Origin of the sequence: Bacillus sp. CCB-MMP212 (assembly GCF_022748145.1) — a bacterium.
GTDB lineage: Bacteria > Bacillota > Bacilli > Bacillales > Bacillaceae_G > Bacillus_A > Bacillus_A cereus.
Genome location: NZ_JALDQE010000003.1, coordinates 60769 through 77005, shown reverse-complemented (window position 1 = coordinate 77005; position 16237 = coordinate 60769). Strand labels below are relative to the sequence as shown.

The window sequence follows — 16237 nt, the reverse complement described above, 5'->3', positions numbered from 1 at the left end:
TTTATCTTCTATTATTAAATACAGTATTTGTGTAAGAACGAACAGTTAACATATAATAACCAAAGTAGATTATGATATACACTCCTATACTACCTAGTAAGGGAAGACTATATTCAAACATTCCTGTAAAACCCATCAAACTTAAAAATGCAAAGAACGTATGAACAATCGCAAGAAATAGTGGTACTAAGAATATTGCACCTACTTGCTTTCTTACAGATTCCCTTGCTTCCTTTTTCGTTAGTCCGATTTTCTTTAACATTCCGTACGCCGGTCGCTCTGCCATCGCTTCTGTTATTTGTTTAAAGTATAAAATACAGCCTGTTGCAAGAATAAAGACAATCCCTAAAAATATACTAGCAAATAATAACACTGCACCATCTTGCAATTCAGATTGGCTCGCCTCTTCAAATGATTGGAATTTCACTTCTTTAGGAATGATTGTCCCTAGCTCTTTCGTTAGCGCTCTATTACCGTTTCCTTCAACGATAAATCCACTAACTGTTGAAACATCCTTTCCTTGCTGCAACTTATTAAATAACGAATCTCGAATAACAAGCCCCACTGGTGCAAGTTTCGCACTCATAATTGTTTCCTCTCGATGATCAACGATTGTAATATCGTCCTTCATCCCTTCAAAGAACACATTGTTTCCTTCAAGCGAATTCTTTTCGATGTTATATGATTTATACGGATCTAATAAAACAACTTCCTTTTCAGAACCGAGAATAACTTGTTTATTGCCTAATATAGAAGCTGATTTATTATAATCTGTCACTTTTATCATTTGCACATTACCATTACCTATTAAATACCCTGTTAATATTTGTTCTCCATCTATCTTCCCTTGCATAGACAGCATAGCTACAGACGTTTCATTTTTAATTGCTAATTCATGTTTTTGAATTTCTTCTCTAACCTTCTTATCTAGTTCCTTTCCAGTTGTTACATACTCATAACTAACTGGATTCATTAAGGTCGCTGTCTTCTGCGCCCCATAATACATACTGGAACTCACCCCAATGGTGCATAATGTTACCGCACTTAATAAAGATAATAACGCAAGCATCTTTACGTTTCCTTTTATTCTGAAGAACAATGAAGAAATCGATAAAATGTTCGTTCCATTCCAATATTTCGTTTTATCTCCCTTGATTGTATGGAGTGATTTCACTGTATATTGCTCAAATAGTAAAAACGTACCTTTTACAATACAGCCAAAAATAAGTAGACCTGTAATAAAAATTGCTCCAAATCCAAAAACTTGTGTAAGTAACGCAATGATATAACCTGTAATTAATAAAACAATCGCTCGTTTTGCCTTCTTACTTGAATACGTAGGTGCCTCTTCTTTTTGATTTTCACCATATAGTAATTCAACTAAACGATGCTCATAAATTAACTTTTTACTTTTCCATGATGCAATAAAGAAAATTGCGCCTATCGTTATAAGAACTTCTACTATAGATACAAATGAAATCGTAAATGTAAAAGTAAACGCACTTCCCATTAACTTCACGAGAAGCCCCGCGCACATATTCGCTATAAATAAACCAGCAAGAATACCTAATACACTTGCCGCACCACCAACTAATAATGTTTCATAAAAAAGTAACTTCGCGATTTCTTCTTTACGGATACCTAGTAAACTATATAGTGCAATTTCTTTTTTCTTCTTTCGCAAAAAGAAGCTATTACAATAAAAAATAAATATCGTTAAAAAGATAATTAACAAAATTTGTGCAAATGTAAACGTCGTTTCCACCTTATCCGACTCTTTTAAAAGAGCTACTACACTTTCATTTCGTTTAATCGATACGAATGTAAAATAAATAATAATGCTACCTACTAATGAAATAAAGTATAGAAAATAATCTTTCATATTTCGTTTTATACTACGTTTTGATACTTCTAAAAAATCCATCGTATACCTTCACCCGCTCTCGCATTTCTCTATACATGAAGTGTATACGAAATTGTATTTCTCCCCTATCGATTTTCATTACAGCTCTCTTACGATATTGTAATATAACAAAATAAAAGAACCTAGTTTCCTAGGCTCTTCACATCGTATGTTTAAACGTAAACAACTCTTCTTTTGAATGCACAGCAGATTGTTCCTCTTCTACAATGTCCTTCTTTATCTCTCCTCCCAACCTTACTTTCATCATCGCCTCTTCGATACTTTTTACAATCATATTTCCTGAAAAAATAGTAAGTCCAAAAAATGTAATCGGAACGAGAGGGATCCATGGATTCACTGTTAATGATCTAAAATAGACTCCAATTAAACCTGACCATTCATGTGTGTAAGAGTCTATTTCTTCTATCGGTCCTAAAAACTGAACTGTTCCGCCAAAGAATATTTCCAGTAATCCTAAGTGCAGTAAAATAGTAAGAGTTTGCGTAAACTGCTGAAAAAATACAAGTATAAACGTCATATAGAGATGCGGGAAAATATGCTTTATAACAATATGCCTTCTCGATCCACCTAATATGCGCGCGGCATCAACAAATTCTTCCGTTCGCAATTTACGAACTTCCTTCGCCACATACAGTGCAATAACTGGCATTACAAGCAGTACAAGTAATACAACTTGAAACGAAGCCCTTTCAAAAAAGGTTGTTGTCTCCTCTCCGCTTCCAAATGTATTTGCAGATTGAAGAAAAAAATACGCAATCATAACTGTCGGAATAACTGTAAAACTATCAAAGAAAGCCTCAATTTTTGAAAATCCTCTTTTTATATACGTTCCGAATACGACACCGAAAAACACACCTATTACCATTCTAAGTGCCGCAATTAAAATAGATATACCAATCGTCCACTTCGCGCCCTCAATGACTAAATGTAACAGGTCATACCCTTTCCGGTCTGTCCCGAGTAAAAATTGTAATGAAGGTGGAAACGGTGGCACTTGTGGATTTTCATCCGCATCATATTGCAATGTAACTTGTCTAATATGTCCATCATTCCATAACGTATTTCCGATGCTCAAAAGAACTAATAGGAGAAGAAACCCAATGCTTATCCAAAATCTTTTATCACGTTTTATATACGTCCACATATTATAATCTCTCCTTCATCGCAGCCGGAATGAGATAATGAAACAATTTAAATAAAATAAAAATCGGAATATATATAAGAAGCACACTAACGATGAAAACCTCAACTCTAATACCGAAATACGATTTCAAAAACATAAAAATACCACCCGTATTAAAAATCCATTCTATAATATATAAATTAGATAACATAAAAAAGATATTCGTTTTCGCAAAGAATAATGTACTAAGCAACACATTTCGTAAAATATGACGATTTAAAATATGAAAGCGCCCCAGCCCTTTCGCCTTAGCAAATAGTACATAATCTTTTTCTAGTTCATTTTCAAAACGAAGCACGACCATTTTTACAAACATAATCGTAGTCGGGATGCTCAAACACAATATTGGCAACCCCCTAATCGACTCGCCTCCAATTGAAGCAATTTGAAAAGGTAAAAAACCTGTTTGTTTAAAAAACCATACAACTAAAATTTGTGATACTAAAATAAGAAGGATATCTGGAATGGATTCTAGGAAGATAAGAAATGATTTAATTCGATGTTGTATACGCGGTGAACTACTCATAATTACATAAACAATACAAAATGCTACAAATAATGAAATGAAAAAAGCAGCTAAAAATATAATAATTGTTTCTTTATAATGGACAAACAACTGTGGAAATAAAAATTTACCTCTCACATATTGCAAATTGGAAATATCCATTAAGTTCACAAACACTTCTTTTAAACTCTGTATGTACTTTGATACATCCACCTTAAATCCATAAAATAATTTCGGCAAAGCCCCTAAAATAATAATACCCAAAATCGAAATAAGAAATTGAAACGTCACTTCCATTCCATTCAAAAATACCTTTTTGACCATTTTCGCCCTTCTCTCTCTATAATTTACCCCTTAATTTTATTCTTAATTTTCTGAATTGTAAATATTTTAAGAGCGAAAAATCACTAGGCTATGATCCTAGTGATTCCTTATGCGCATGCCTTTCTCTTTTCGCAAACGGCATATACAAAACCAAACATCCAATAAGCGCAGCTATTTCTAATGAAATAATATAGTAAGGATGCGGCCCTAACATATCAAGTAATGAAGCTGTTTCTGGCTTATGAGCTAAAAACATATAATTACCACCTGTTTTGTAATTTACAAACGAAACAATTGGAATCAATATGTTTAAAAATATCATTGTGCGTTTAATAGATTGTACTGTCGGACGATATCCTTCCACCCAAGTCATAAAGAGTGGTGCCCAAATGAGCAATATATGCGCGATAAAATATTCAATGAAACGAAAATGCGGAAAAGCATACTGCAAGTTTGGCGTTAAAATAGCTTGTGATGCACCAATAATTCCCGTGAAAAATACAATCTCATATATGCGGTAACTTTTCGTTACGATCATAATCGACGCTAATAATAAACTAATCGTACATAATTCAAACGGTAATGAAGTAGCTAGCTCAAAAATCCCCGCTTTCCACTCCCACATATGAAGCCCAATTTCACTACCTATAAATAAAAATGCAATTGCATATCGAACCGTTATATTCCACTCACTTTGACGTAATACATCTTGGTATTGATACAGAAAAAATATCCCCACCAACATAATAAATAATATAAGGGCATGTTGCCTTGAGTATGGAATAAATGGTTTTAATGGGTGTGCGCTAAAATAAGCTTCCATCTTCCTTCCTCCTTTCCTCCATACAATATTATTGTAAGAAAGAAACGACGAGTCAATTCATTTGCTTACACTAGGACAACCTCTACCTTACATTTACATATTCATACCTTACAAAACTGTAAGGTTATTGTAAGCTAAAACGATTTGTCAGATTCTTCACCTCTTCTATACTTAATGTAGATACTAAAACGAACGAAAAGGTGATAAATAGATGAAGAAGAAAAATAAAGTGTTAATTACTAGTGTAGTAGCAATCGGAATTGCAGCTGGATCATACTTTGCATTTGCTGGAGGCAGTTCAGAAGTAGCAATGGCATATAGCGGTTATAAAGTTACGGAAAAACAAATCCAAAACGCACAAAAATTTGGTGGCGAAATTATTCCAAACGGAATTGAAACTATTTCATTCGATCCAACAAAAGGAACATATGAATTAGCTGTTAAAAAAGGCGATGAAGTGAAAAAAGGTCAACTTCTGTTTAAATACAATGATCCTACTGCTAAACAAGGTGTAACAGAAGCAGAAATGCAAAAGAAAATCGCACAAAAAGAAGTAACGTTGTTCCAAAAACAAATTGATGCAGCGAAACAAAAATTACAAAAAGACAAAAATGCAGGCCTTCCTGCTGAAGCATTAAAAGCATCAGAAGCTGAAGTTGGGCAATTAGAATCACAAATTGAAATGAAAAAGTTTGAAGTTGAAAAAGCTGATGAAATGATTAAAGCAGCAAAAGAGAAAGTAAACACTCTTTCTGTAACAAGTCCTGCTGATGGCGTAATTGATGATATCGTAAAAACTGCTGACGAAAAAACAGGTATGAGCGGAATTACTCTTCGTCACGCTGGTCAATTTAAAGTAAAAGGTCAACTTTCTGAATATGAGCTTGCTAGTATGAAAGTTGGGCAAGAAGTAACTGTTTCATCAAAAACTGTCGCTGGTAAGACTTGGACAGGAAAAGTAACAGAAATCGGTTCTACACCTTTAAAGAGCATGGATGAAAATAAAACTGTTTCTAATTACCAATTCACTGTCACATTAGATAATAGTGACGAACTACAAAACGGCTTCCACGTTTACGTAACAAGTAAATCTGGCGAAGCAACTGGTACAATTATTCCGAAAAGCAGTATCGTGAAAAAAGGTGACAAAAATGTTGTCTTCGTTGTAAAAGACGGTAAAGCGAAAGAACAAGCAGTTACTGTTGAATTCGAGACTGATAGCGAAGCAAAAGTTTCTGGAGTGAAAAAAGGAGAGGAAATTATCTCTAAGCCTGAAAAAGACTTAAAAGATGGTATGGAGGTTGTCGCCCAGTGATTAACTTAAAAGGCATCACGAAATCCTTCCAAAATGGTGCAGAGTCCGTTCAAATATTACATGGAATTGATGTAACACTGAACCAAGGAGAATTCACTTCGATTATGGGACCTTCTGGTTCTGGTAAATCAACATTAATGAACATTATCGGTTGCTTAGATAAACCGACGACAGGTACGTACGAACTAGCTGGTCAAAACATTTCAAACATGTCTGAAACAGAACTTGCACACGTACGTAATAAAGAAATCGGATTCGTATTCCAAAACTTCATGTTATTACCTAGACTTACAGCACTTCAAAATGTAGAGCTACCTCTTATTTACGCTGGAGTCGATAAAAAAGAAAGACGTGAGCGCTCGTTAGCTGCTTTAACAAAAGTAGGCTTAGCTGATCGCGCTACTCACTTACCGAACGAATTGTCCGGTGGGCAAAAGCAGCGTGTCGCTGTTGCACGTGCAATCGTAAATAACCCGAAATTCATTTTAGCCGATGAACCGACGGGAGCACTTGATACGAAAACAAGCACACAAATTATGGACCTCTTTTACGAATTAAATAAACAAGGCTCAACAATTATTATGATTACCCATGATCGTGAAATCGGGGAAGCTGCAGCACGTCAAATTGTAATTCGTGACGGAAATATCGTCCAAGATTGGAGAGGTTAATTTTGAATACGAGTGAAAATATACGCATGGCCCTTTCCTCTATCTTTGCTCATAAGATGCGTTCTATCTTAACAATGTTAGGTATTATTATCGGTATTAGTGCCATTATTACTATCATCTCAATGGGTGATGGTACAAACGCAAAGTTTAAAAAAGAATTAGGCCAAGGAAAAGATAATGAAGTAACGATTTACTACAACAACCCTGATTACGGAACAGATAGTGCCAAAATCACACCTGATATGCTAAACCGTCTGCAAACTGTACCAGGCGTTAAAGATGTATATCCAGACGTAAGTATGAAAGTAAAAGCATCTGCTGGTTCAAAAGATGTAAATCTTGATTTAAAAGGTGGAACAGGCGCCTTTATGAAAGATTCGAAAATAAAATTAGTTCACGGTCGTGAATTAAATGACAGTGAACTAAACCAAGCAATCCCTGCTGTTATATTAAATGAAGAAGCTTTCAACAAATTATTTAGTGGTTGGGAATCAAACCAATACACAGATATAAAAGGAAAGCCTTATAAAATAGTCGGTGTATACGAAACGAAAAACGACTTCGGAATGCCTATGCCTGAAGGTTATACGTCACTTGAAAACGCGCCTGTCATTTCAGGAGTAACTGAGTATGACTCTGTAAGATTAACAATGACCTCTCCGACAGAACGTAAAAGTGTAGAAAAACAAGCTGTTTCTGTCTTAAACGAAATGAAAGCTCCTAAATTTGAGCACAAATTCGAAGCACAAGATTTAGGTGAATTTACGAAACAACTAGACGAATCAATCGGTATGATGAAAATGGTATTCGGTGGTATTGCTGCTATCTCCTTACTTGTTGGTGGTATCGGTGTAATGAACATCATGCTCGTATCTGTAACAGAACGTACACGTGAGATTGGTATTCGTAAAGCACTTGGTGCAACACGTGGTAAAGTATTAACACAATTCTTAATCGAATCTTGTATTTTAACAGGACTTGGTGGTTTCATCGGATTCATGCTTGGTATTTTCTTCGCTTGGATCGTCTCAATCTTTGCTGGATGGCCACTCGTTGTCTCAAAAGAACTTGGACTTCTTGCCGTAGGTATTTCAATGCTAATCGGTATTATATTCGGTTTACTACCAGCTAACAAAGCTGCCAAACTGGATCCAATTGAATGTTTACGATATGAATAAACAAAAACGTAGGAGTTTACACTCCTGCGTTTTTTATTTACATATTAAATCGAGTTTCTTCTATTACATATGTTTCACGTTACAAATATCATTCTAGTACTCTTCATTATTTATAGGTACTAAGGCTATTATCTAATCCTATTATTGCAAAAATACTATGTAACAGACGAAAATCAAGGCGTAATTTTTTCCATGCTTCGACTGATTTTGTAACAATTATATCGATATTTCATTAAATTTCACCTCATTTATATCTTTTTACATCTAAAAAGGTTATCATTCCATAACTATCTTTTCATTCAGACAGTAAAATATGCTATTTTTGTAACACTATAGATATCCATAAGAAACATTACCGTAACATTATTAATGTTACGGTAATTGAAATACTACTCATTTTGTGTTTTACATGCCCTAATACGCCAAAAAACAACAAGGAAGCGCTATCAGGATATTTATGGAATTGTTACAGAATATTAATGCCCCGTTACGAAAGCTTTGTAATTTTATGTTTTTCGCAAATAAGAAAATAATGGTTGCTATAATAAGGTCAACGAAAACAAATGCAATGGAGGCTATTATGAAAAAATTTATGGGTATAGCAACAGCAGCGGTTTTTGGTCTTGGGATTTTCACAACATCTGCTAAAGCAGAAACGATCGTAACGACTGACGTACTAAACGTACGAGAAAACCCAACTACTGAATCAAAAGTTGTAGGAAAATTATTAGATGGATATAAAGTAAATGTTTTACATACAGAAAATGGTTGGTCAAAAGTTCAATTGAATAGCGGTAAAGAAGCTTTCATAAGCGCTGACTATACAAAAGACACTTACTACGTAACAGCAAACGTATTAAACGTACGTGCTAGTGCAAATACAGATTCAGAGATTCTTGGTAAGTTGAAAAAAGATGATGTAATCGAAACAACACACCAAGTACAAAATGATTGGATTCAATTTGAATATAACGGAAAAACAGCTTATGTTCATGTTCCTTACTTAACAGGTAAAGCACCAGTTAAAATTCAACCAGTAGTTAAAGCTGAAAAAACAACTACAGTTCAAGATACAGCTAAAGCTAGTGAAACAGTTAAAGTTCAAGAAGTAATTAAAACTAAAGAAGCTCCTAAAACTAGTGAAGCAAATCAAGCAACAGAGAATGCTCGTAAAGTAGCTGAGCAAAAAGCTGAGCAAGAACAAGAGAATGCTAAATTAGCTCAACAAAAAGTAGCTCAACAAAAAGTAGCTGAGCAAAAAGCTGAGCAAGAACAAGAGAATGCTAAATTAGCTCAACAAAAAGCTGCTGAGCAAAAAGCTGAGCAAGAACAAGAGAATGCTCGTAAATTAGCTCAACAAAAAGCTGCTGAGCAAAAAGCTAAGCAAGAACAAGAGAATGCTAAATTAGCTCAACAAAAAGTAGCTGAGCAAAAAGAAAAGCAACCTGTTGCAAAAGAAACTGAGAAAAACACACAATCTTCTTCTCGTGAGTTCCAAGTTGTAGCAACAGCTTATACAGCAGATCCACTTGAAAATGGTTATAAAGCAGGCGACCAAGTAAAATCAGCTTTAGGCCACAACTTAACAGCTAATCCAAACATGAAACTAATTGCAGTTGATCCAAGTGTCATTCCATTAGGTTCAAAGGTATGGGTTGAAGGTTACGGAGTAGCAATCGCTGGTGATACTGGTGGAGCTATTAAAGGAAATAAAATCGACGTTTTAATGCCAGATAAAGGCACATCAAGTAGCTGGGGACGTAAAACAGTTACAGTTAAAGTATTAAACTAGTTAGTAAAAAAGAGTCAGTCTCATCGTTGAGGCTGGCTCTTTTTTATGATTCTTACATTCTTTCTTTCTCTTGAAAGTAAGTAATATTATCTCGAAGCCACTTCCTCTCCGACATAAACAAGTTTCCACGTTTTTTGTACACTTTATCAAATGTCTTTAAAACTTCTTCCTGATTAACAAACTTATGTAGGAAACGAAGAGCAATGATAATCTCTGATTCATCCGTAGGCTCTACTTCATTTTTACGTCTTCTAGCGACAATTTTATTCACACGTTCGCAAATTGGTCTCATTGCCATTTCGTCGCCATACATATAAATAGCTCGAACAGCTTCATATTTCACCATCACATTTCTATCATGCAAAGCTTCAATATAAACTATTTGTAAGTCTGTTCTTCCGATTTCTGCTAAAGTCTCAATAGCTGCTGAACGAATATAAGCACTATCGCAGTGTAAAAGTTTCGTTAAAGATAGAATCGATCGCTTTGTTCCAATCTCATGTAAAGTGGCACATATATTTACAATATCATCTCGATTCTCCTCCACTGTAAGTAACTTCAATAAAGCCTCTTCTGCTCCCAACGATTTACACAACTTTAAAGCGATGACAGCGGAATAACGAACTCCACTATTTTTATGATATATGTAAGGAATAATTTTATGTGCATTGCTCGCTTCAGATAATTTACTTAAATCTATAAGCATACTATCCAACACTATCCTGCTTTCTTCACTTTCTAACCGATTTATCAAATAATCTGCTATATACATCTCTCTAGTATTTATTGCAAGTTGTGTAATTAAAAAATAAAGGTTTATTTTTATATATACTTTTCGTGCTTCCGTTACTTTCTCTTGCAAACAAGAAAAAAGGGATAAATCATTTAACTGCATCGCTTCTTCATACGCACATTGCCGAATACCTGCTTCTTCATCATCCATCCGCCTTAATAAATCATCTATATACTCTTCCATCTCCTTCTCTCCCGTCCAAATGAAATCTATCTCTTTGCATTCTATATACGATAGACTACTATATCAATAGAAAAAAGAGGATGCCACAGCATCCTCTCCTTCTCTTCTCTATTCCACACAAGTAAACTGCGTCCAAGCTCCTACATAATCTAGTAAGAATAACTCCTCTTCCGCAATTGTACCGACGATATTTTTCCGTTCATCTATCGGCATTTCTTTCAAGATGATTTGCAGTTCACCTTTATACTTTCCGAATGAGTTATTACCAATTACAACTTGCCCTCTTTCCTGTAGCACACTTTCACGCACTGGGAAGTCATAATCTTTGTACTTTTTACGTACTTCTGTAGAACGTACCATATACTCTGTTATGTCGCCGCGTCTTACGTGTAATTCTTGCAGCGTAGCTCTCTTCTCTACTTCAGTCGCTTCGTCTACAAATTGTACTTTCAGCTGTAACATGTATCGATTTAAGTTTCCTAGTTTCTCTAACTCTTCCTCACTCGCATAAGCATTTCCGATAATGACATCATCAATTAGCCCTGTCGCCCATAAATGCTTCGCTTGCACTTCAATTGGTAAATTACGATGCTCTTCTAACGTACATAATCCGTCGTTAATATCCCATGGACCGATGTTTGCGGCATGTGATGTAATAAATGCTGCACTGCGAATACCATGCTTTTTAAAGCGTTCACTACAGCGAATGAAATAATCGTACGGAAGACCAGTGAATTTTTGCGGATAAAAATTATGACAACCAATTAAAGCTGATTTATTCGCTTGATGCGAAAGAATATTTTCTAAGTACGCAATATCGTTACTTACATTTAACTCAATTTTTAAACCGTACGGATTATTCGTCATTTTCGCTTCCGTTAATCCGTCAAAACCTACATCTAAACGAATACCGTCTGCACCTAACTCTGCGAAAAATGATAGATCGCTATAACTAATATCAAGCTGATCAAACACAGCCGGAGCTACATCTAGAATAACTTCCATATTATTATCTTTTGCGTGATTAATAATCTCTTTAAATTCAGATACAATTTCTTCTTTCGGACGATTCACAGATAACAAACAAGTAAATATTCTTGAAAAACCGTGTCGTGCCGCTGCCGAAATATATGCCATATCTTTTTCTTTCGTTGAATGTTCTGGATAAAGTGAAATTCCTAATTTACGCTCCATGCTTTTGCATCTCCTTCACACGTTGTATTAATGCCATGCTCGTAAATCTATATTTTGCAGATAAACATGTTGCACATAAAATTGTCGGTACAATAATTACGTACGGTGATTGCAATCCTAACATTACATATGCACCCATTGAACAACCGATAAATAAAACTGATACTAGTAGTAACACTAATAAAGATTTACTTTGTACCCATTTCGAATAATGGGCAATACACTGTCCGACCACGAATGTAATTAGGATGATAATTGCTCCGAGCATTCTGTTTTCTCCTCTCCTGCTAATTGTTGTTTCTCATACATTTTGAAGAATGGATAGTAAATAACGAATGAGATCGCAAAGTTAACAAGTACAAGTACACCAGCCATAATTGTCCAGTCCGTGCTAATAATCGCTGCAATTGGTGCTAACATCGTAAATGGCAGTTTCGCCATCATGAGTGGAATCATACCTGAAACAACTGCGAAATATGATACTGTCGTTGTCACTAGCGGTGTAATAACGAACGGAATAATTAAGATTGGGTTCATTACAATCGGAGCCCCGAAAATAATTGGCTCGTTAATATTGAATAAACCTGGTACGAATGATAATCTACCTAACTCTTTTAGGAACTTAGATTTAGAGAACATAAACATAATTACTAAAGCTAACGTTGAGCCTGATCCGCCAATCCATACGAACCATTGAATGAATTGCTCTGTAAATAAGTTTGGTAACTGATGTGCATTTCCTGTAGCCGTGAACACTTCCATATTTTCAAGAATTGCTGAATCCCACATCGGACGAATAATTGGTCCTAAAATCGCTGGTCCATGTATACCGAATGACCAGAAAAACACGATTAAGAATACTGTTAATAAACCACCGAATAAATTATTTCCTACTAATACTGATTTTAATGGTGCGATTAAATATGTGATCGTTGTATTCACATCAAATTTCAAACCGTAGCGAATGCCCCAGAATAAAAGAATAACTACTAATGTTGGAATTAATGCTGCAAACGAATTTGAAACTGCTGGTGGTACACTGTCTGGTAATTTTATTGAAATATTATGCTTAATCATAAAATGATAAATTTCTACTGCAATTAATGCTGTAACAATTGCGCCGAATAAAGACGTTGCACTTAATGTTCCTACTGAAATATATCTCCCTGCATCAATAACACCTGGTACAGCTTTCGTAATTTGAATTGGTTCAACTGATGCTAGTAAAAAGGCGAGTACAGATAATAACCCTGCACTTAACTGATTGAGCTGATAAAAGTTCGCGAGCGAAGCCCCTACACCGAACGCTGCGTATAATGCCATTAGTCCTACTGTAAATCGGAATGGAATATCTAAAATATGGCGAAACGGTGCAATCCATTCCATATATGCATCAATTGGTAAATTTAAAAAGATAACGAAAAATGATCCGACGATCGTTAACGGTAATGTAGAAATAACACCGTTTCGAATTGCTAATAAATGTCGTTGTCCTGCGATTTTTTGCGTTGTTGGCATAATCTTTTGTTCCATAAAATTCATAAACCCATTCATCAATAGCCCTCCTCTTTCTCTCTACTATAAAAGAATGAAATAAACTTTATAACATTATAATGTTTATATTTAAAAAAATATAATTATGCTAAAACTAATTGTTCTGCTTGCTTAAGCACCTTCAAACCATCACACATGCCATAATCTCGTTGGTCTATAATCGCAACTGGTATATTGTATGAATTTGCAAGAAACTCTACAGCTGGAAATAAATATTTCACTTGTGGACCAATTAAAACGACATCAGCTTCCTTAATTTCAAGTTTCACTAATTCTGAATCAACCGCCTTAATTTTATAATTCTTCCCCTGCTTCTTTGCCTCTTCTTGCATTTTTCTTACGACCATACTCGTTGACATGCCTGCTGCACAACATAATAAAATATACATCTTATACTGTCACTTTCTCTTCCACTCGTTTATGAAGAGTAATAAATTCTTCAGCTAGTTCTTTTACTGTAATTGCATTCATTAAATGGTCTTGTGCGTGCACTAACAGTAAACTGATTTCTGCATGATTTCCTCTTGCCTCTTCTTGAATTAAATCCGTTTGAATACGATGCGCTGCTGAAATTTCCTCACTAGCAAGTTTCATCTTTTCACCGGCATTCTCAAAATATCCTTGTCTTGCAAAAGCAATTGCTTCAAGCGCCGCGCTTCTCGCATTGCCACCATGTAAAATTAACGCAAATGGAGTTTGCATATCAGCCATTTTAAATTCCCCCAAGCTATATGTTTTCTATATTTTTATCTTATTATGAAAACGCATACAATTAAACATAAAAAACTTCCGTTATGTAACGGAAGTTTTTATATACTTTTTCAAAATGATAATAAAATCTCTTGAAAATCTTCAATTACCGCGGTCTGAGTAAGTTTCTCTATCGTAGTTTGACTAGACATAATATCATATAAAAAATCATAAAGCCTTTGCAAATCTTCATTATTATTGCGCTTTACACTAAATAAAATAATTACTTGTACTTTTTTATCTCCCCAATCAACAGCTTTTTCAAGTGTGCAAAACATCAAAAAAGTTTCCTCACTTAATAACTGCATCGGATGCGGGATTGCAACTGAATTCCCAACCGCTGTCGGAGACGTATTTTCTCTTTCCATAACAGAAGCATAAAAGTTTTCTGGTACATAGCGTTTCTCAGCAGCTTTCTCACATAAAAACTGAATAACATCCTCTTTCGTAGAAGCACTATGATTTAAAAAGATTAAATCGTCCTTAATATATTGCCGCACACTATTATTCACATGCGTAAACAACCGCTGACCAATCGATTTAATCTCTTTATCATCAAATATTGAATTCACTTTTATAACTGGAACAGGCAAGCCACTCGGTATATGAATCGTACTAATAATACAATCTATTTTTTCTTTATAAAGATCTTCTACTTTCAATTGATAATAGCCTGTAATACCTACAATCTCTAATTTATCTCGGAACTGTGATAAAATTTTATATTTTAATAGTTGTGCACTTCCTTGACCAGTCGCACAAACTAATAAGCATCTTTTCTTTTGATTCTGCTCCTGCAAACGGCTCATCGCTCCGCCGAAGTGAATTGCTATATAACCAATTTCACTTTCAGGGATCGATTCACCCGTATATTCACCAATGATATCTCCAACAAGAACCGCAATTTCAAAAGCATACGGATAATTCTTTTTCACTTCTGCCAAAAGAGGATTTCTCGTATTTAACTTATACTTCAAACGATTTAATAACGTTTTTAAATGAATACCAAATCCAAATAATAATTCTTCATCATAATAAAAAATAAGATTCCGTTCTTCCGCTACTTTAAAAAGAATATGTTGCATAAATGCATATATATCTTTTCCTAATAGCTCTTCTACATTTTCATAGCGATCTCTCGTTGTAACAGCTGTACTTAATAAATGCATCGTCACATATAATACTTCTTCTTCTGGAAATGAAAATTTCAACTCTTTCTCTAAATCTCCTAAAATCTGCTTCGCAATTGTATATTCTTTCTTTATTATAAGTTCTGATTGCTCCGTATGCAGTTCTTTCATATAATGTTGACTTTGACAACGCTTTAATGCGATTGCAATATGAATGACTAAATTATCAATTTCTATATCAGATAAATATATTGTTCCGCCTTCAATATACTTTAATATAATTGAACGAATGAGTGATATATGAGGTAGCGATAAATATGTATCCGTCTGCTCAAATTGCTCATGAAACGGAGTATGGTCATAACGCGGTAAACCATATTGTGATAAACAAGAACGAATATTAAATTCCTCTCCAACAATACGTATACCATAATACGGTCTCTTCTCAATTTGTAATTTATAGCGACTACATATATCTGTAACATCTTTCATAATTAAATTGACCGTTGATTTGCTCACATAAATCTCTTCTGCTAATTCTGAAAGCTTCACATATCCCTCTGTCGTTAAAACACGCTGCAGAATATACGCTATTCTTTCTTCATAAGAAGTTGGGATCTTTTCCGTCTGTTTTTGAAATAGACTCACACAAAATTCTTCAAATTTCTTCGTTTGTATAATTTCTAATTCGTACCCAGTCCCTCTTTGCGATTCGATTTTCGCTCCGTTTTCTTCCAATATATCATTTAATAATTTTATATCCTTTTGAATCGTCTTCGTCGATACATGTAAACGGCCCGCTAAAAAAGCTCGATTTAACATCGATTTCTCTTCTAAAAACTCCTCTAAAATAGAAATTAATCGCTGATGCACCTTTGTCATAGCTCTTCCTCTCGCTCTTTATATATAAATGGGGAA

At 34.8% G+C, this 16237-nt stretch carries 15 protein-coding genes; 4 read left to right on the top strand and 11 right to left on the bottom strand.

The window, feature by feature from the left end:
• Window position 1 precedes the first annotated feature (1 nt).
• The 4 genes from MRP26_RS08780 to MRP26_RS08765 form a co-directional block, all read right to left on the bottom strand.
• Window positions 2-1924, bottom strand: coding sequence for an ABC transporter permease (locus tag MRP26_RS08780; protein ID WP_197241339.1), 1923 nt, complete (start codon window positions 1922-1924; stop codon window positions 2-4).
• A 139-nt stretch (window positions 1925-2063) separates the two neighbouring features.
• Window positions 2064-3068: an ABC transporter permease gene (locus tag MRP26_RS08775; RefSeq protein WP_242806109.1), complete on the bottom strand. Its 1005-nt coding sequence runs from the start codon at window positions 3066-3068 to the stop codon at window positions 2064-2066.
• A 1-nt stretch (window position 3069) separates the two neighbouring features.
• Window positions 3070-3936 carry an ABC transporter permease subunit gene (locus MRP26_RS08770; protein WP_098679475.1) on the bottom strand — a complete coding sequence of 289 codons (867 nt, stop codon included), beginning with the start codon at window positions 3934-3936 and terminating at the stop codon, window positions 3070-3072.
• 88 nt (window positions 3937-4024) lie between these two features.
• Window positions 4025-4759: a YwaF family protein gene (locus MRP26_RS08765; protein WP_000388700.1), complete on the bottom strand. Its 735-nt coding sequence runs from the start codon at window positions 4757-4759 to the stop codon at window positions 4025-4027.
• Between the two features lie 211 nt (window positions 4760-4970).
• Between MRP26_RS08765 and MRP26_RS08760 the strand changes: the two genes are divergently transcribed.
• From MRP26_RS08760 to MRP26_RS08745, 4 genes are all read left to right on the top strand, one after another.
• Complete coding sequence (locus MRP26_RS08760; RefSeq protein ID WP_197233698.1) at window positions 4971-6074, top strand: efflux RND transporter periplasmic adaptor subunit; 1104 nt, start codon at window positions 4971-4973, stop codon at window positions 6072-6074.
• Entirely contained in the window at window positions 6071-6745 is a 675-nt protein-coding gene (locus MRP26_RS08755; RefSeq protein ID WP_000609100.1) for an ABC transporter ATP-binding protein, read from the top strand. The genes MRP26_RS08760 and MRP26_RS08755 overlap by 4 nt, the downstream gene beginning before the upstream one ends.
• 26 nt (window positions 6746-6771) lie before the next feature.
• Complete coding sequence (locus MRP26_RS08750) at window positions 6772-7923, top strand: ABC transporter permease (protein WP_416474752.1); 1152 nt, start codon at window positions 6772-6774, stop codon at window positions 7921-7923.
• A gap of 457 nt (window positions 7924-8380) precedes the next feature.
• Entirely contained in the window at window positions 8381-9715 is a 1335-nt protein-coding gene (locus MRP26_RS08745) for an SH3 domain-containing protein (RefSeq protein WP_242806108.1), read from the top strand.
• Window positions 9716-9767: 52 nt separating this feature from the next.
• Here the strand turns inward: MRP26_RS08745 and MRP26_RS08740 are convergent, their stop codons facing one another.
• The 7 genes from MRP26_RS08740 to MRP26_RS08710 form a co-directional block, all read right to left on the bottom strand.
• The gene (locus tag MRP26_RS08740) at window positions 9768-10691 is read right to left on the bottom strand and encodes a HEAT repeat domain-containing protein (protein ID WP_242806107.1); all 924 of its coding nucleotides are present in this window, start codon (window positions 10689-10691) and stop codon (window positions 9768-9770) included.
• A 108-nt stretch (window positions 10692-10799) separates the two neighbouring features.
• The gene (locus tag MRP26_RS08735; protein WP_053565185.1) at window positions 10800-11885 is read right to left on the bottom strand and encodes a DUF871 domain-containing protein; all 1086 of its coding nucleotides are present in this window, start codon (window positions 11883-11885) and stop codon (window positions 10800-10802) included.
• On the bottom strand, window positions 11875-12153 hold the full coding sequence (locus MRP26_RS08730) for a hypothetical protein (RefSeq protein WP_000900048.1): 279 nt from the start codon (window positions 12151-12153) through the stop codon (window positions 11875-11877). The genes MRP26_RS08735 and MRP26_RS08730 overlap by 11 nt, the downstream gene beginning before the upstream one ends.
• Window positions 12129-13439 carry a PTS sugar transporter subunit IIC gene (locus tag MRP26_RS08725; RefSeq protein WP_001013042.1) on the bottom strand — a complete coding sequence of 437 codons (1311 nt, stop codon included), beginning with the start codon at window positions 13437-13439 and terminating at the stop codon, window positions 12129-12131. The genes MRP26_RS08730 and MRP26_RS08725 overlap by 25 nt, the downstream gene beginning before the upstream one ends.
• Before the next feature lie 83 nt (window positions 13440-13522).
• Window positions 13523-13828 carry a PTS sugar transporter subunit IIB gene (locus MRP26_RS08720; RefSeq protein WP_000275642.1) on the bottom strand — a complete coding sequence of 102 codons (306 nt, stop codon included), beginning with the start codon at window positions 13826-13828 and terminating at the stop codon, window positions 13523-13525.
• Between the two features lies 1 nt (window position 13829).
• Window positions 13830-14150, bottom strand: a complete 321-nt coding sequence (locus MRP26_RS08715; RefSeq protein ID WP_197241344.1) for a PTS lactose/cellobiose transporter subunit IIA — start codon at window positions 14148-14150, stop codon at window positions 13830-13832.
• Window positions 14151-14260: 110 nt separating this feature from the next.
• On the bottom strand, window positions 14261-16201 hold the full coding sequence (locus tag MRP26_RS08710; RefSeq protein WP_242806106.1) for a BglG family transcription antiterminator: 1941 nt from the start codon (window positions 16199-16201) through the stop codon (window positions 14261-14263).
• Between the last annotated feature and the right edge of the window lie 36 nt (window positions 16202-16237).